This window comes from Flavobacterium sp. (genome assembly GCF_035292545.1).
Lineage (GTDB): Bacteria > Bacteroidota > Bacteroidia > Flavobacteriales > Flavobacteriaceae > Flavobacterium.
Genome location: NZ_DATDPV010000083.1, coordinates 1 through 17,878, shown reverse-complemented (window position 1 = coordinate 17,878; position 17,878 = coordinate 1). Strand labels below are relative to the sequence as shown.

At 36.3% G+C, this 17,878-nt stretch carries 14 protein-coding genes; 8 read left to right on the top strand and 6 right to left on the bottom strand.

All coding sequences use genetic code 11. The annotated features are described in order from the left end of the window. The first annotated feature begins 63 nt into the window (after nt 1-63). From VI621_RS14170 to VI621_RS14145, 6 genes are all read left to right on the top strand, one after another. Nucleotides 64-1,146: an LptF/LptG family permease gene (locus VI621_RS14170; RefSeq protein ID WP_324219061.1), complete on the top strand. Its 1,083-nt coding sequence runs from the start codon at nt 64-66 to the stop codon at nt 1,144-1,146. After that, the gene (locus VI621_RS14165; RefSeq protein WP_324219060.1) at nt 1,133-2,017 is read left to right on the top strand and encodes a DMT family transporter; all 885 of its coding nucleotides are present in this window, start codon (nt 1,133-1,135) and stop codon (nt 2,015-2,017) included. Before VI621_RS14170 ends, VI621_RS14165 begins: the two co-directional genes overlap by 14 nt. A 274-nt stretch (nt 2,018-2,291) precedes the next feature. After that, a complete protein-coding gene (locus tag VI621_RS14160; RefSeq protein ID WP_324219059.1) occupies nt 2,292-3,245 on the top strand; it encodes an acetyl-CoA carboxylase carboxyltransferase subunit alpha in 954 nt (317 codons plus the stop codon). A 141-nt stretch (nt 3,246-3,386) separates the two neighbouring features. Next, nucleotides 3,387-4,934, top strand: coding sequence for a replicative DNA helicase (gene dnaB, locus VI621_RS14155; RefSeq protein WP_324219058.1), 1,548 nt, complete (start codon nt 3,387-3,389; stop codon nt 4,932-4,934). A gap of 103 nt (nt 4,935-5,037) precedes the next feature. Beyond that, entirely contained in the window at nt 5,038-6,300 is a 1,263-nt protein-coding gene (locus VI621_RS14150) for an asparagine synthetase B (protein ID WP_324219057.1), read from the top strand. Nucleotides 6,301-6,346: 46 nt separating this feature from the next. Then, nucleotides 6,347-7,258 carry a glutaminase gene (locus tag VI621_RS14145; protein WP_324219056.1) on the top strand — a complete coding sequence of 304 codons (912 nt, stop codon included), beginning with the start codon at nt 6,347-6,349 and terminating at the stop codon, nt 7,256-7,258. Nucleotides 7,259-7,331: 73 nt separating this feature from the next. Here the strand turns inward: VI621_RS14145 and VI621_RS14140 are convergent, their stop codons facing one another. Both VI621_RS14140 and cphA read right to left on the bottom strand, forming a co-directional pair. Next, nucleotides 7,332-9,464 (bottom strand): S9 family peptidase, encoded by a 2,133-nt coding sequence (locus VI621_RS14140; RefSeq protein ID WP_324219055.1) that lies wholly within the window; start codon nt 9,462-9,464, stop codon nt 7,332-7,334. A 115-nt stretch (nt 9,465-9,579) separates the two neighbouring features. After that, nucleotides 9,580-12,204 carry a cyanophycin synthetase gene (gene cphA / locus VI621_RS14135; RefSeq protein WP_324219054.1) on the bottom strand — a complete coding sequence of 875 codons (2,625 nt, stop codon included), beginning with the start codon at nt 12,202-12,204 and terminating at the stop codon, nt 9,580-9,582. Nucleotides 12,205-12,463: 259 nt separating this feature from the next. On the opposite strand from cphA, the gene VI621_RS14130 reads away from it, so the two are divergent. Then, entirely contained in the window at nt 12,464-13,336 is an 873-nt protein-coding gene (locus tag VI621_RS14130; protein WP_324219053.1) for a cyanophycinase, read from the top strand. A 56-nt stretch (nt 13,337-13,392) separates the two neighbouring features. Continuing rightward, nucleotides 13,393-14,235: an isoaspartyl peptidase/L-asparaginase gene (locus VI621_RS14125; RefSeq protein WP_324219052.1), complete on the top strand. Its 843-nt coding sequence runs from the start codon at nt 13,393-13,395 to the stop codon at nt 14,233-14,235. Between the two features lie 98 nt (nt 14,236-14,333). Here the strand turns inward: VI621_RS14125 and rplT are convergent, their stop codons facing one another. The 4 genes from rplT to thrS form a co-directional block, all read right to left on the bottom strand. After that, nucleotides 14,334-14,678 (bottom strand): 50S ribosomal protein L20, encoded by a 345-nt coding sequence (gene rplT / locus VI621_RS14120; protein ID WP_035633036.1) that lies wholly within the window; start codon nt 14,676-14,678, stop codon nt 14,334-14,336. 100 nt (nt 14,679-14,778) lie between these two features. Further along, nucleotides 14,779-14,976, bottom strand: coding sequence for a 50S ribosomal protein L35 (rpmI, locus tag VI621_RS14115; RefSeq protein WP_022827375.1), 198 nt, complete (start codon nt 14,974-14,976; stop codon nt 14,779-14,781). A 69-nt stretch (nt 14,977-15,045) separates the two neighbouring features. Continuing rightward, on the bottom strand, nt 15,046-15,603 hold the full coding sequence (infC, locus tag VI621_RS14110; RefSeq protein WP_414655499.1) for a translation initiation factor IF-3: 558 nt from the start codon (nt 15,601-15,603) through the stop codon (nt 15,046-15,048). A 16-nt stretch (nt 15,604-15,619) separates the two neighbouring features. Further along, nucleotides 15,620-17,572 carry a threonine--tRNA ligase gene (gene thrS / locus VI621_RS14105; RefSeq protein WP_324219051.1) on the bottom strand — a complete coding sequence of 651 codons (1,953 nt, stop codon included), beginning with the start codon at nt 17,570-17,572 and terminating at the stop codon, nt 15,620-15,622. Nucleotides 17,573-17,878 lie beyond the last annotated feature (306 nt).

Sequence of the window (17,878 nt, the reverse complement as noted above, 5' to 3'; positions counted from 1 at the left end):
TGTTGATTTGGTTAATCGATTAACCGAATAACCAAATCAACGATTAACAGATTAAATAAACTAATGAAAATAATTGATAAATACATATTAAAAAGATATCTAGCCACTTTTGTGACGATGTTGTTGATGTTTATCCCGATTGCAATTGTGATTGACGTTTCGGAGAAGGTCAACAAAATGATAGAAAACAAAATTCCACTTCTTGATATTGCCATCTATTATTATCATTTTACAATTTATTTCGCCAATTTATTATTTCCCATATTTTTATTTCTTTCCGTTATTTGGTTTACGTCAAAACTGGCGAACAATACCGAAATCATTGCTATTTTAAGCTCCGGAATATCATTTTCAAGATTTATGCGCCCCTTTATTATGGGTGCTACAATTGTCTCCATTTTTGCTTTAGTAATGGGCGTTTTCCTTGTGCCAAAGGCCAGTGAAGGTTTTAACAATTTTCGATATACCTATCTGAAAGGCGGCGGAAAAGAATCCATGAGAGACAATTCAAATGTGTTCAGACAAATTAGTGATAATGAATTTATCTATGTTGGAAATTTTAATCAAACCTCTAAGGTTGCGTTCAACTTTTCATTGGAAAAATTCAAAGGTCAAAAACTGGATTTCAAAATTACCGCAAACAGAATCAAATGGAACCCCAAAGATAGTACGTATACGATGTTCAACTATACGAAAAGGAAAGTGGGAGAAATTAATGATATCATAGAATCGGCAGAAAAAAAAGACACGGTTTTCAGCTTTGATTTAGAAGATTTAACGCCTGTAGTTTATGTTGCTGAAACATTGCCATTAAATGAATTATATCGATTTATCGAAAAAGAAAAAAAACGGGGTTCTTCAAATATCAATACTTATTTGGTAGTGCTTTATAAAAAATACAGTCTTCCGGTTTCAGCTTTTATCCTAACCATCATTGCCGTTGCGGTATCTTCAATGAAAAGAAGGGGAGGAATGGGATTGAATTTAGCCATAGGAATTGGTTTGGCATTTTCGTTTGTGTTTTTCGATAAAATATTTGGCGTCTTGGCCGAAAAATCTAGCGTTCCGCCATTGGTAGCCGTTTGGCTTCCTAATTTTGTCTTCGGTATTTTAGCAATTTATTTACTCAGGAATGCAAAACGATAACCTGAAAAGCTATATTCATCTTCATTTCATTGTCTTTATTTGGGGATTCACGGCTATTTTAGGAGCCTTGATTTCGCTTGATGCCTTACCATTGGTTTGGTACCGAATGCTGTTGGCCGTTGGATTCATTTTAATTTATATTTGGTATAAAAAAATCCCGATGAAAGTTCCCCCAAAGACACTCATTGGGTTTTTATTCATGGGTTTAGTCATTGCTTTGCATTGGTTTACCTTCTTCAAAGCGATTAAAGAGTCGAATATCTCCGTCACCTTAGCCTGTCTTTCAACAGGAGCCTTTTTTGCATCGCTTTTAGAACCTTTATTCTACGGCAGAAAAGTCATTTGGTACGAAGTGCTTTTCGGGTTAATTGTCGTGCTGGGTCTTTACATCATTTTTAATGTAGAAGGCAATTACCTTTACGGAATACTGCTTGCCCTAAGCTCCGCTTTTCTATCCGCTTTATTTTCAGTTATAAATGGCAAATATGCCAAAGAGTACAATCCTACGGTTATCTCTTTTTATGAACTCGTTGGAGGCGTGCTGTTTTTCTCTGTATTTTTACTTTTTACCAGTAGTTTCGACGCGGCATTTTTCAAAGTTTCCGCATCCGATTGGATGTATCTGGCAATTTTAAGCTCCTTTTGTACCGCTTATGCATTTATTGCCTCCGTAAAAGTGATGAAGTTCCTAAGTCCATACACCGTTATGCTTACCATAAATTTAGAACCTATTTATGGAATAATTCTGGCTGTAATCGTTTTTCAGGAAAAAGAAAAAATGAGCGCCGCTTTCTATATTGGCGCATTAATAATACTTTCGACCGTCATTCTTAACGGGATTGTGAAATATTATAAAAAAGGAAAAGTTTAAATTATCAGGAGCTGATACCTGCTGTCTGTTGCAATATTACGGTTTGAAATGCTTTTTTTCCATGACAAAAAAGGAGCTTCCTTTGGTCGCTCTTTTTCATCAGGAAAAAATACCATTCAAACCACAAGGATTTCAACTCCCATCAGGGCTATGACATTTTGGTAAAAACTAAATTATTGTAAGAAATCAAAATCTTTCAATCCTTAAATTTTCCAATATTTAAATATAAAACTATCTTTGCGCTTCGAACTAAAACTAAAAACGCACAAATCCTATGGAATATTTAGATTTTGAGCTTCCTATAAAAGAACTTGAAGACCAATTAGACAAATGTCAAATTATTGGTCAAGAATCCAATGTAGATGTTTCCAACACCTGCAAACAAATTGAAAAAAAATTAGAAGAAACAAAGCGAGACATATATAAAAACCTAACGGCTTGGCAACGTGTTCAATTATCGAGACACCCAAGCAGACCCTACACAATGGATCATGTTAGAGCGCTTTGTGGAGAAACCTTCTTAGAATTATTCGGTGATCGTAATTTCAAAGATGATAAAGCGATGATCGGTGGTTTAGGAAAAATTGGCGGGCAATCGTTTATGATTGTGGGTCAGCAAAAAGGATACAATACCAAAACACGTCAGTTCCGTAATTTCGGAATGGCCAATCCCGAAGGATACCGAAAAGCATTGCGATTAATGAAAATGGCCGAGAAATTCGGCATACCTGTTTTAACTTTAATTGACACTCCGGGAGCTTATCCGGGATTGGAAGCCGAAGAACGCGGACAAGGAGAAGCTATTGCCAGAAATATTTTTGAAATGATCTGCTTAAAAGTGCCTATAGTTACCGTAATCGTAGGTGAAGGAGCATCAGGCGGTGCATTAGGAATTGGAGTTGGAGACCGGGTATTAATGATGGAAAACACATGGTATTCTGTTATTTCTCCAGAATCCTGTTCCTCTATTCTTTGGAAAAGCTGGGAATATAAAGAACAAGCTGCCGAAGCATTGAAACTGACTTCTGCGGATATGAAAAAACAAAAATTAGTTGATGATATTATACCAGAACCACTTGGTGGCGCTCATTATGATAGAGAAACTACTTTTAAAACGGTTGAACAATATGTCCTCAAAGCATATAACGAATTGAAAGACTTATCAACATCTGAATTAGTAGCCCAAAGAATGGACAAATACAGCAAGATGGGTGAGTTTAAGGAGTAAATTCTTATAAATTTATATTAAATCCGAAGCCCAATGGTTTCGGATTTTTTTTTTGGTTATCAACAAAAAAACTTTAGTTATAAACAATTTTTAGTAATAACTCAATAGCTGATTTTTTTAATTTTTACTTACTTTCGCTACATGGAAAATTTCAGAAATATTAACCCTATCAAAATAGATAAAACTACAATTATCAATTTAGAAAAAGGAAAACTCCCGCCACAAGCGCTAGAGTTGGAGGAAGCAGTCCTTGGCGCTATGATGATTGATAAAAAAGGAGTAGATGAGGTAATCGATATTCTGCAGCCGGATGCCTTTTACAAAGATGCTCACAAACATATTTTTGAAGCCATTTTTCAGTTATTCACCGATTCTCAACCGGTTGACTTATTAACAGTTTCCTCTCAATTAAAAAAGAATGCGAAACTGGAATTGGCGGGCGGTGATTTTTATTTAATTCAGCTTACGCAAAAGATTTCATCTTCGGCGCATATTGAGTTTCACTCCCGAATCATTTTACAAAAATTCATACAGCGAAGTCTGATAAAAATATCTTCAGAAATAATCGAAGAGTCTTACGATGAATCAACCGATGTTTTTGATTTATTGGACAAAGCAGAATCCAAATTATACGAAGTTACCCAAGGAAATATCAAGCGTAGTTCCGAAACAGCTCAGAGTTTAGTAATTCAGGCCAAGAAACGTATCGAAGAAATCGCCGGAAAAGAAGGACTAAGCGGAATCGCAACCGGTTTCGAAAAATTAGACAAAATTACTTCCGGCTGGCAACCAAGTGATTTGATTATTATTGCAGCCCGTCCAGGTATGGGAAAAACAGCGTTTGTACTTTCGATGGCTCGTAATATTGCCATAGATTTTGGTCATCCTGTTGCATTATTCTCCCTGGAGATGTCTTCTGTTCAGTTGATTACCCGTTTAATTTCATCAGAAACTGGTTTGTCTTCAGAGAAATTGAGAACCGGTAAATTAGAAAAACACGAATGGGAACAACTGAGTATCAAAGTAAAAAATCTGGAAAAAGCACCTCTTTTTATTGATGATTCTCCTTCGCTTTCAATTTTCGATTTACGTGCAAAATCCAGACGTTTAGCCTCACAACACGGTATTAAACTAATCATTGTCGATTATTTGCAATTGATGACCGCCGGTGGAAGCAACGGAAAAGGCGGCGGAAACCGGGAGCAGGAAATCTCAACCATTTCCCGAAACTTAAAAGCTCTGGCCAAAGAATTAGGTGTTCCGGTAATTGCATTATCCCAATTATCGCGTGCAGTTGAATCAAGACCGGGACATAAACGCCCTTTGTTATCTGACTTACGTGAATCGGGAGCAATTGAGCAGGATGCCGATATTGTTTCGTTTATTTACCGTCCGGAATATTATAAATTGGACGAATGGGATGATGATGAAAATTCACCTACCCAAGGTCAGGCCGAGTTTATCATTGCAAAACATAGAAATGGTAGTTTGGAAAACGTTCGTTTGAAATTTATCGGGAATCTAGGTAAGTTTGATAATCTGGAAGACTTTAGTGCCGGTTATGATGATTTACCTTCCAAAATGAATTTAGAGGATAATCCTTTCCAAACAAAAAATCTGCCCTCAGTGAATGAAGCATTTGGAAGTAGTTCAAATAATTTTGATGACGACAGTGATGTTCCTTTTTAGAATATAAATAAAAAATCCGCTAGAATTAGCGGATTTTTTTTATCTTTTTCTTCACATAAAAACTGCTATCTTTGACACAAGCGAAGCAAATAAAAAATTCACAATGTCTTTCAAAAAGTCACTTTATATACTATTAATCCTTATTTCCTTTTCGGCAAAAGCATCCTTTATTTTGTTGCCAATGGATGAAACCACGCAGCAAAATCATCTGAAAGCCTACGGAATTACCTTTTGGTGTCTGGATAAAAACTATAAGGCCAGTTGGTTACTCAATTACCGTGGCGGTTCTTTTCTGTTGCCTGATGCATCTGAAATCCGAAAAGAATGTCAAATTCGCGGGGTTAGTTTTGAAGTGTTGTCTGATGGCCAAGCCAATAGTATTCTCGATGAAATATCCAGTCCTTCTCAAAATATGGAAACCGTTATTTTGGAAAAAGCACCAAAAATTGCTGTTTATACTCCAAAAGGAAAACAGCCTTGGGATGATGCAGTGACTTTAGTTTTGACGTATGCCGAAATTCCGTTTACACCCATTTATGATGAAGAAGTGTTGTCTGACGGATTGTTACTTTATGATTGGCTGCATTTGCATCATGAAGATTTTACAGGACAATATGGAAAATTTTTTGGAGCCTATAGAAATGCGCCTTGGTACATAGAACAGAAAAAAGATGCCGAAGCATTGGCGACGAAATTAGGTTATAAAAAAGTTTCGGAAGAAAAATTGGACGTGACTAAAAAAATCAGGGATTTCGTTATTGGAGGTGGATTTATGTTTGCCATGTGTTCCGCGACTGATAGTTTTGATATTGCATTGGCTGCCGAAGGCGTTGATATTTGCGAACCGATGTTTGATGGAGATCCAAGCGAAGGCAATTATCAATCTAAAATTGATTATTCTAAATCCTTTGCATTCAAAGATTATATTTTGGAACGAAGACCTGAAAAATATGAGTTTTCGGATATTGATATGACCGAAAAAAGAATAATCCCAATGGAGAAAGATTATTTTACTTTAATGGAATTCTCCGCTAAATGGGATCCAATTCCGAGCATGTTGTGTCAAAATCATACGCAATTGGTCAAAGGTTTTATGGGACAAAGCACCTCGTTTGACAGGAATTTAATAAAATCAAATATTTTGGTTTTAGGAGAAAACCAATTAAATAGCGAAGCCCGTTACATTCACGGACAAAAAGGAAAAGGCATGTTTACTTTTTATGGCGGACACGATCCGGAAGATTATAAACATCAGGTTGGTGATGAGCCGACCGTTTTAGATTTACATCCGAATTCTCCGGGATATCGATTAATTTTGAATAATGTTTTGTTTCCTGCTGCCAGAAAAAAGAAACAGAAAACATAATATTTAATTATACTTTTCAAAATTCATCTTCAATTTCATGGAGTCTATGAACTACAAAACTATTTTACAAGAAATATATCAAGAAGCAAAAGCCTTTCCAATTATTGGAAATGTGGCTACCACCATTCCTGAATTAGCCAAAATTGCTCCGAATAAATTCGGAATGCACTTAACAACGATTAAAGGAGAAGATTTCGGAATTGGTGACAGTAACGAAAAATTTTCTATTCAAAGTGTTTCCAAAGCCTTGACATTAACATTGGCTTTCTCTTTTTTGGATGAAAAAACATGGGAAAGAGTAGGCGTGGAACCTTCAGGGGATCCGTTTAATTCGTTAGTGCAGCTGGAGTATGAAAAAGGAATTCCGAGAAATCCATTTATTAATGCAGGTGCATTAGTCATTGCCGATATATTAGTTTCGCATTTAAAAAATCCGAAACAGGATTTTTTAGACTTTATAAGAATGATTTCCGGAAGTCCGACGATTGATTTTAATTTGAAAGTCGCACAATCCGAAAAAGAAACCGGTTTTAGAAATGCCGCTTTGGCCAATTTTTTAAAGTCGTTTGGCAATATTGAGAATGATGTGGAAACCGTTTTGGATTTTTATTTTCATCAATGTTCTCTGGAAATGACCTGTAAAGAACTGGCGCATTCTTTTTTCTTTTTAGCCAATGAAGGAAAAAGCCAAACTGGAAAACAAGTTTTATCCAAAAGTCAGGTCAAACGTTTGAATGCCCTGATGCAGACTTGCGGTTTTTATGATGAGTCGGGAGAGTTTACCTATCGGGTTGGTTTGCCGGGCAAAAGTGGCATCGGTGGAGGCATTGCCGCTTTGGATCCTAAAAATTTTGTGGTTGTCACTTGGAGTCCAAGATTAAATGAAAAAGGAAATTCGGAATTGGGAATGTATGCTTTGGAATTATTAACAACAAAAACTGGGATGTCGATATTTTAATCATTAACAAAAATCAATTATAAACAAAAAGCCAATCAATTACGATTGGCTTTATTGTTTATGGTACTAAATATTACTTATTATTTTCTATTACATAATTCAATACTTTAGTCATTAAATGCACGCGATCTTTGCCTTGTACATTGTGTTTGTGCATCGGGTAAGGAAAGAAATCCACTTGTTTTCCTACTTCTATAAACTTTTTAATTAAAGCCAAGTTATGTTGCATCACCACGACATCATCGCTGGTTCCGTGGATAAGCAGTAATTTCCCTTTCAAATTGTTTACATAATTTAAGGTATTGGATTCATCAAATCCTTTTTGGTTTTCGGCTGGTGTATCCATATAACGCTCACCGTACATCACTTCATAATATTTCCAGTCCGTAACGGGTCCGCCTGCAATACCTACTTTGAAAGCATCGGGTTTGCGTAACATAATCGAAGTGGTCATGAATCCACCGAAACTCCATCCGTGAACAGCCAAACGATTGCCATCTACATAAGGCAACGATTTCAAATAATCAACTCCTTTCATTTGGTCATCGATTTCGTTTACACCTAATTTTCCGTGAACAATACTTTCGAAAGCAAATCCGCGATTATCTGAACCACGATTGTCTACCGTGAAAACCAAATACCCTTGTTCCGCCATCCAATACATCCAAAGATTAGCACCATCCAAATACGAATTCGTAATCATTTGCGCATGTGGACCGCCATATACATAAACCAAAACAGGATATTTTTTGCTTGGGTCAAAATTGCTAGGCTTGATTAATCGCGTATATAAATCGGTAGTTCCGTCAGCACTTTTTATGGTTTTGATTTCGGAAGTTCCCATTTGGTAATCCGCATATTTATTGGTGCTTTCTAAAAGCGTTTTGCCTTTTAATTTGTTGTCATACAAAATCGATTTTGAAGGTGTAGTATGATTTGAATACTCATCAAAAAACCAATTTCCGTCTGTGCTTGCAACAACAGTGTGGATTCCTTGGTCTTTAGTAATCAAAGTTTGTTTTCCTTTTAAGTCTACTTTGTATCCTAACATATTCGTTGGATTTTCTCCTGTAGCCATGAAATAAATTTCGGTTCCGGTTGGATTACTTCCAAGAATTGTTCTTGTGATGAATTTATTTTTGGTCAATTGTTTGATTAATTTTCCTTCGATTGAATAATAATATAAATTATTGAACCCGTCTTTTTCGCTTATCCAAACTAAATTATTGGATTTTTTGTTTGGGAAAAATGCTGCATGTTCCGGTTCTACCCAACGGTTGCTTTTTTCGTTTAAAATAGTTCTCATGAAAATACCCGTTTGAGCGTCATAGACATTTAAAGACATGTCATTTTGACCACGGTTTAATTCGGCAATCACCACATATTTTTCGTCCGGTGTCCAGGAAAGGTTTGTTAAATAGTCATCCTGATTTCCTCTTGGAGTAATGAAAACGGTTTTTTTGGTCGAAAGATTATAAATTCCAACTCTTGGTTTTTCGCTTTTTTGACCAATCATCGGGTATTTGATGTTTTCTAATTTACCAGGAGTTTGGGTAATATCCAATAAAGGATAATCGGCTACTTCGGTTTCATCTTTTTGGTAAAAGGCTAAATAAGTTGCTTTTGGCGACCAGAATATTCCGTTGCTGATACCAAATTCACTTCGGGAAATGGATTGCCCGGAAACGATTGCCTCATTTGCTTCATTGGTAACAGTAACTTTTTCTTTGTTTTTATTCAGAAAATATAAATTGTTCTTTTCGGTATAAGCGATGTTTTCTTTTGCATCGTCGAAAGTTGTATTTTCTGCTTTTTCCGTTAATTCAGAAACTAATTTTCCTGTTTTAGCGGCAACATTATATTCATAATATTTTGTTCCGTTGGATAAAATAAAAGTTGATGCGTCTTTCCATATTACTCCGAAGAAACTTTTGAAATCGGAACCAAGTGTTTTGTTAACCTCTGAAAGCGTAACCATTTCAGTTGCATTTGTGTTTTTGGTATCGGCAGTCATTAATTTTTTTCCTGCTTCAGCAAAATAGATGTACTTATTGGTATTCGGAACCCATTGAAATCCTAATAATTTATCGGCTCTGAAATTCCTGTTTTGTTGTAAAACACCATCTTCGAGCGTTATTTTTTTTGTTTGCCCGAAAGCGGTTACAGCTATAAAAAAACTGAAAATTAGTATTAAATGCTTATTCATAATTTAAAAATTTTGAGGTGTACTAAATGTATTAAAAAAGGATAATGATAATAGACTTTATTGGTCTACTAACATTACCCTTTGTTACAAATAGATAGAATTATTTTAATAAAAACTAAATAATTCCCTGTTCATTTTCTTTATCTAAATATTGTTGAACAATATCGATGGCATTGGTCACCACATCGCTCAAAGCAGTAATGAAACTTCCGTCTTCAGCACTATTGATGGCATGTTTGATGGCTTCAACTTCCTTACTAATGATTTCGTGGGTGACAGTTCTGCCAGATTCAGCAATACCTTCCAGAATTAAATCGATGATTTCTTCTTCGGTTCTTCCACGCAGGTGTTTTTCCTGGCGAATAATAATATGGTCAAACATTCTGCCGGCAATTCTCGCGCATTCTTTGATGTCTTCGTCACGACGATCACCAACTCCGGCAATAATTCCAATTTTTTTATTGGCTTCCACGCTTTGCAAATACTCCTCCACACCTCTGTAACCTGCAGGATTGTGAGCAAAATCAATCAATACTTTGAATTTCTTAAACTCAAAAATATTCATACGACCCGGAGTTTGGGCAGCACCCGGAATGAAAGTTTGTAAGGACAAGCTAATATCTTCCGTTTTGAAACCCCATAAATAACTTGCCAGAGTTGCGGCAAGCACATTAGAAATCATAAATTTGGCTTTTCCGCCAAGGGTTAACGGAACATGTGTAGCGCGTTCAATACGGATTTTCCATTCACCTTTTTTAACAGTGATGAATCCATTTTCATAGACTGCTACCATTTTTCCTTCTTTAGCCAATTTCTTAACCAGAGAACTTTCTTCATCCATGCTAAAATATGCCACATTACAAGTCAAATCAGCACCAATTTTTACGCAGTATTCATCATCAGCATTCAAAATTGCCCAACCGTCTTTCTTCACACTTTTCACAACTGTGCTTTTTACACGGGCCAAATCATCCAGATTGTCAATATCATTTAATCCTAAATGGTCTTCTTGAATGTTAGTAACCACCGCAATATCGCAACGGCTGAAACCTAAACCTGAACGAAGGATTCCACCACGGGCAGTTTCCAGAACGGCAAATTCTACTGTTGGATCTTTTAGAATATATTCGGCACTAAGCGGTCCGGTAGTATCTCCTTTTTCCATCATGTGGTTTTGAATATAAATACCGTCTGATGTAGTGAAACCTACTTTGTATCCGTTATTTTTTACGATATGAGCCAAAAGTCGGGTAGTGGTTGTTTTTCCATTGGTACCGGTAACCGCAATAATCGGAATGCGGCTTGGTTTACCCAATGGATATAACATATCAATAACGGGTGAAGCGACATTTCTTGGTAATCCTTCTGAAGGAGCCAAATGCATACGGAAACCCGGAGCAGCATTAACTTCCAGAATAACGCCACCATTTTCTTTTAACGGTTGCGTTAGGTTTTCTGCCATAATATCAACACCGCAAATATCCAGACCAATTATTCTTGAAATTCTTTCGCACAGAAAAATGTTTTCAGGATGCATCATATCGGTAACATCTACAGAAGTACCGCCTGTGCTTAAATTGGCTGTCGATTTTAGATAGACAATTTCACCATTTTTAGGAACAGTTTCTAAAGTATAATCTAATTTATCTAATAAATCCAAAGTATCTCTGTCTACCGTGATCTCGGTTAATACATTTTCGTGGCCATAACCTCTTTTTGGATCTAAATTTACTGTGTCAATCAATTCCTGAATGGTATTTGTTCCGTTTCCAATCACATTGGCCGGAACTCTTTTGGCTGCAGCCACGAGTTTATTGTCAATTACCAAAACCCTGAAATCGAATCCGGTGATGAATTTTTCTACAATTACACGTCGGCCATATTCTTTGGCGAAAGCCAGACCGGATTTGGCGTCTTCCCAATTGGTTACATTAATCGAAGCCCCTTTTCCGTGATTTCCATCTAAAGGTTTTAAGACAATTGGATAGCCAATTTTTTTAATAGTTGCTTCTAATTCCTCTTCTTCAGAACAAATGCTTCCGCTTGCCACAGGTATTGAAGCGCCATCCAACATGCGTTTTGTCTCTTCTTTATTACAGGCTATACCAACAGCTATATTGCTGGTTTTACAAGTAATCGTAGCTTGAAATCGCATTTGATTGATGCCGTAACCCAATTGAACTAAGGAATTGGTTCCTAAGCGAATCCACGGAATATCTCTGGCAACAGCTTCTTCAACAATACTTCCCGTACTTGGTCCTAGACGAACCAGTTGACGAATTTCACGCATTTTTTGAATATCGGCTTCCAAATCATAGTCGGTTCCGGCAATTAGTGCTTCAGCAATAGCTACCGAACTTTCAGCTGCAAACATGCCCACATTTTCTTCGGTGTAACTAAATACTACATTATAGATACCAGGTGTTTTGGTTTCCCGAGTTCTTCCGAAACCAGTTTCCATTCCGGCAAGAGTCTGAATTTCTAGTGCTATATGTTCTATAACATGCCCCATCCAGGTACCATGTTCAATTCGCATAAAAAATCCACCACGAACCCCTTCGGAACAACGGTGTTCAATCATGGTGGGAAACATGGCTTCTAATCTTTCTTTAAAGCCATCAATTTTATTAGTAGGAAATTGTTCTATTTCTTCCAAATCTAAACGCATCTGGATTAATTTTTTTCTTTGGACACTCCAGATATTTGGTCCGCGAAGGGCTTGTATTTTTAATATTTTCATAAAAAACGATTGTTATTTTTAAATAAGGGGCTGATAGCTAGTTTATTGTAATTGATTATTTTAATTTTTTATAAAAATCAATTACAGATTGTTAAAGATTTGGTTAAAATATTAGAATATAATTCACTAAAATAATTTTTTTAACGAACTAATCAAAATTTAATTCGTTAAAATATGGTTATATTTTTTGTATCTTAAATAATCAGAAAAAAAGCAGGCGTTCAATTGTCTGTTTTATCTTTTTAGTTATTTTTACCAAATGAACATACGAGGAAAATTAATCATAATAGGTGGTGCAGTAGATAAAGGAAGTTTTACTGAAACCGATTTGGACAAAAATGTCTCCAATAATTTAAATTTTTTTGAAGCTGGAATTTTAAGACGCATGTTGGTTGAGTCTAAGCATAAAGAAAATTCAAGAATTGAAGTGGTTACAACCGCTTCAAAAATTCCAAGAGAGATAGGGCCTGAGTATATAAAAGCGCTTAATTATTTGGGAGCAACCAATGTCGATGTTTTGCATATTGAAAAACGTGAGCAAGCTACCGATCCGGAAATTTTAGAACGATTGAAAGCTGCCGATGTGGTAATGTTTACCGGTGGCGATCAATTGCGATTGACTTCTATACTTGGAGGATCCGCTTTTCATGATATTTTACTGGATAAATATCACAACGAAGATTTTATCTACGCAGGAACTTCCGCGGGAGCTGCTGCGGCTTCAAACAATATGATTTATCAGGGAAGCAGTCATGAAGCTTTATTAAAAGGAGAAGTGAAAATTACCAGTGGATTAGGATTAATTGATGGTGTAATTATCGATACTCATTTTGTACAACGTGGAAGAATTGGTAGATTGTTTCAGGCAGTTGTTGGTAATCCGAGAACTTTAGGGATTGGGCTTGGAGAAGATACAGGTTTGCTAATCACTGAAAACACTAAAATGGAAGCGATAGGTTCCGGACTTGTAATCCTTGTAAATGGACGTCAAATAAAGGATACCAATTTGACTGAAATAGAGTTAGGACAGCCCATTTCTGTCAACAATTTTTCGGTACATGTGATGAGTAAATACGATACTTATGATTTGAAAACTCATGTAATGAGCATACATTCTTCACAATATACCTAATATTTGATTTTAGATTAAAAAGAACATAAATCATAAGTTAATAGCATAAATCTAAAATGAAAGTAATCATTCACGGCGGTTTTTTTTCAGAATCTTCTACTAATGCAGAAACGAAATTAGCCAAGCAAAAAGCTTTAGAGCGTATTGTAAAACAATCGTATACTTTTTTAAAAATGCATTCGGCATTGGAAACAGTGGCTTTTGCTGTTTCTCAATTGGAAGACGACGAATTGTTCAATGCAGGTATAGGTTCGCAAATTCAAAGTGACGGAAAAATAAGAATGAGTGCCGCTTTAATGGATGGTACAACTCAGAAAATGAGTGGTGTTATCAATATTGAAGATGTAAAAAATCCAATCCAAGTGGCGGTAAAGCTATTGGATTATGATGATAAAGTTTTGGGGGGAGAAGGAGCAACGGAATTCGCACGTAAAAATGGCTTTGACGTTTATTTAACTGAAATTCCACAACGCCGTGCAGAATATGAAGACAAACTGAAAGCTACCGGAACAGGAACTGTGGGCTGTGTTGCTTTAGATAACAATGGAAGACTAGCTGTTGCGACATCAACAGGTGGAAAAGGTTTTGAAATTCCGGGACGTATTTCCGATTCTGCAACTGTAGCTGGAAATTATGCAAATGCCTTTTGTGGCGTGAGTTTAACCGGAGTGGGCGAGGATATAGTTAGTAATGCTACTGCAGCTAAAATTGTAACCCGTGTTACGGATGGTTTTACGATAAAAGACGCCTTCGATAAAACCTTTGCGGAATTGAAAGAAATTGATGGTTTTGCTGGTGCAATTGCTATTGATAATAAAGGAAATATGTATCACCAGGATTCGTATCCAAGTATGGTTTTTGCAAGTTTTGATGGAGAGAATTTTGAGGTTTTTGAATAATAAAGAGCAATAAATATTTTATAAAAAAAACAAAAAACCCATTCGAAAGAATGGGTTTTTTTATAAGTAAGTAAGGTAAATATATGTTTATAAAACGTTTATTTTACTTTATTAAGTACAGCTTTAAAAGCTTCAGGGTGGTTCATTGCTAAATCGGCAAGAACTTTTCTGTTCAATTCGATTCCGTTAGCTTTTACTTTCCCCATGAATTGAGAATAAGACATTCCTTCCAATCTGGCTCCAGCGTTGATACGTTGAATCCATAAAGCACGGAAATTTCTTTTGTTCACTTTTCTGTCACGGTAAGCGTAGCACATTGCTTTCTCTACCGCGTTTTTTGCAACTGTCCAAACGTTTTTACGTCTACCAAAGAAACCTTTGGCTTGCTTCATTATTTTTTTTCTTCTTGCTCTTTTAGCAACTGAATTTACCGATCTAGGCATAATTTTGATGTGTTTTTGTAGCAGGCGGCTTGAATTTAATCAAAAGCACTTAATGGCCATACTCCAAGGTTATTTTAAATTGTTTTAACCTAAAGAATTATTATATAATTCTTAATTGTTGTTTGATGCTTTTCATATCTGTTTTGTGAACTAGCGCTGAATGTGTCAAAGCTAATTTACGTTTTTTAGATTTCTTGGTCAAGATGTGACTTTTGAAGGCATGCTTTCTTTTAATCTTTCCAGAACCAGTAACTTTAAAACGTTTCTTGGCGCTAGATTTGGTTTTCATTTTAGGCATTTTTTCCTAGTGTTTTAATTTATTCTTACTTACTTATCTTTTTATTCTGCAATATTAAATTACGGAATACTATTTTTTCTTTTTAGGAGCAATGAAAATAATCATTCTCTTTCCTTCCAGAACCGGCATCGCTTCCACTTTACCAAATTCCTCTAAATCGGTAGCCAATCTTAATAACAAGATTTGACCTTGATCTTTATAAATAATCGAACGTCCTTTAAAGAATACAAACGCTTTCAATTTAGCCCCTTCTTTAAGGAACTTCTCGGCATTCTTTCTTTTGAATTCATAATCATGCTCATCCGTCTGTGGTCCGAAACGAATTTCTTTCACGACTACCTGAGTAGATTTTGCTTTAAGCGCTTTATCACGCTTCTTTTGTTCGTAAATGAATTTTTTATAATCCATTATTTTACAAACCGGTGGATCTGCGTTTGGTGAAATTTCAACCAGATCCAATTCGAATTGGTCCGCTAATTTTAAAGCTTCAGAAAGTTTAAAAACTCCCGGCTCAATATTTTCACCTACAAGTCTAACTTCTTGCACACCACGGATAAGATTGTTGATCCTGTGTGCGTCTTTTTTTTCTACTCGAGGTTGGTAACCTCTATTGCTTCTTATTGCTATGACTTTATAATTTAAGTTAAACTGTAAATACTTTTAATGTTTTGTTGATTTCCTCGTTCACCATCGAAGCAAATTCTTCTATAGTAACGCTGATATTCCCTTTTCCTTCCTGTCCATGACGACGGATAGAAATGGTTCCGTTTTTCTCTTCTTCCTCGCCTACAATCAACATAAACGGGGTTTTCTGCATTTCAGCGTCTCTAATTTTCTTACCGATTGTTTCGTTTCGGTTGTCAATTAGTGCGCGAATTTCGTGATTTTCTAGCAGATTTAAAACTTTTTTCGCATAATTTTCATATTTCTCACTCAAAGACAAGATTATAGCCTGTTCCGGCATCAACCAAAGTGGGAAATTTCCTGCCGTGTGCTCCAATAAAATTGCAATGAAACGTTCCATAGATCCAAAAGGCGCTCTGTGAATCATTACAGGTCTATGTAATTCATTATCAGAACCTTTATAGGTCAATTCAAAACGCTCCGGCAAGTTGTAATCTACCTGGATTGTTCCCAATTGCCATTGTCTTCCCAAAGCATCTTTGACCATGAAATCCAACTTCGGACCATAGAAAGCGGCTTCGCCATATTCAACAACAGTATTCAGGCCTTTATCAGCAGCTGCATTGATAATCGCGTTTTCTGCTTTTTCCCAATTTTCATCGCTACCTATATACTTATCTCTATTTTCTTTGTCTCTCAATGAAATTTGAGCCGTGAAATTTTCAAATCCTAATGAACTAAAAACATACAACACCAAATCAATCACTTTCTTGAACTCTTCGTCCAATTGTTCCGGAGTACAGAAAATGTGTGCATCATCCTGAGTAAATCCACGAACACGGGTCAAACCATGTAGTTCGCCACTTTGCTCATATCTGTAAACGGTACCAAATTCAGCATAACGCTTAGGTAAATCTTTATAAGACCAAGGTTTTGTGTTGTAAATTTCACAGTGATGAGGACAGTTCATCGGTTTCAACAAGAATTCCTCGCCTTCAGCCGGAGTACTTATCGGTTGAAAACTATCCGCACCATATTTTGCATAATGCCCCGATGTTACATATAATTCCTTCTGACCAATATGTGGAGTAATCACTTGCTCGTAACCTGCCTTCTTTTGTGCTTTTTTCAAAAACTGCTCCAGTCGGTCACGAAGTGCTGCACCTTTCGGTAACCACAACGGCAAACCTGCGCCTACTTTTTGTGAAAAAGCAAACAATTCTAATTCTTTACCTAATTTTCTATGGTCACGACGTTTTGCCTCTTCCAATAACAATAGGTAATCAGTCAAATCTTTTTGTTTTGGAAACGAAGTCCCGTAAACACGCGTCAACTGCTTGTTCTTTTCATCACCTCTCCAATACGCACCGGCAACACTCATGATTTTCATCGCCTTGATAAGTCCTGTATTCGGAATATGGCCACCACGACACAAATCTGTGAAAGTAGAATGATCACAAAAAGTAATCGTTCCGTCTTCAAGATTCGAAATTAATTCTATCTTATAAAGATTGTTTTCTTTTGCATAAAATGCCAATGCTTCTTCTTTAGTTGCTGAACGCATCGTAAATTCATGTTTCTCACGAGCAATTGCTAAAACGCGATCTTCAATGGCTTTGAAATCGGCATCACCAACTTTATATTCGCCAAAATCAACATCATAATAAAAACCGTTTTCAATCGCAGGTCCGATAGTCAGTTTAATTCCAGGATATATTTCCTGTAAAGCCTGAGCCAAAACGTGAGATGTCGAATGCCAAAAAGCTTTTTTTCCTTCTTTGTCATTCCACGTATATAATATAAGAGCACCATCCGTCGTCAAAGGCGTCGTTGTTTCAATCGTTGTACCATCAAAAGCTGCCGAAATCACGTTTCTCGCAAACCCTTCACTAATATTTTTGGCAACATCCATCGGAGTTACGCCTGGCGCAAACTCTTTAACTGACCCATCGGGTAAAGTAATCTTAATCATCGTTAGTATTTTATGAACCGCAAATATAAAGGATTACCAAAACACACACAATATATATATCAGGTTTGTTACATATATATAGGTGTAAATATTCCAAAAAACCAAATTACTCCTATTATATAGTGTCAGGAGCGCAAAGTCTGTCCTTATATATAAGTCATATACCCGCTTTCCGCTCCAATCTTTCGCTTTTTAAAGGAAAAAGCGAAAGGATTTCCGCTGCACTCGGGGCTAAAGGAGGAGTTTGAGGCTTATTTATGAATTTCCTTTCATCTACAATCCGCAAAAACCATCCATTTTCAAAAG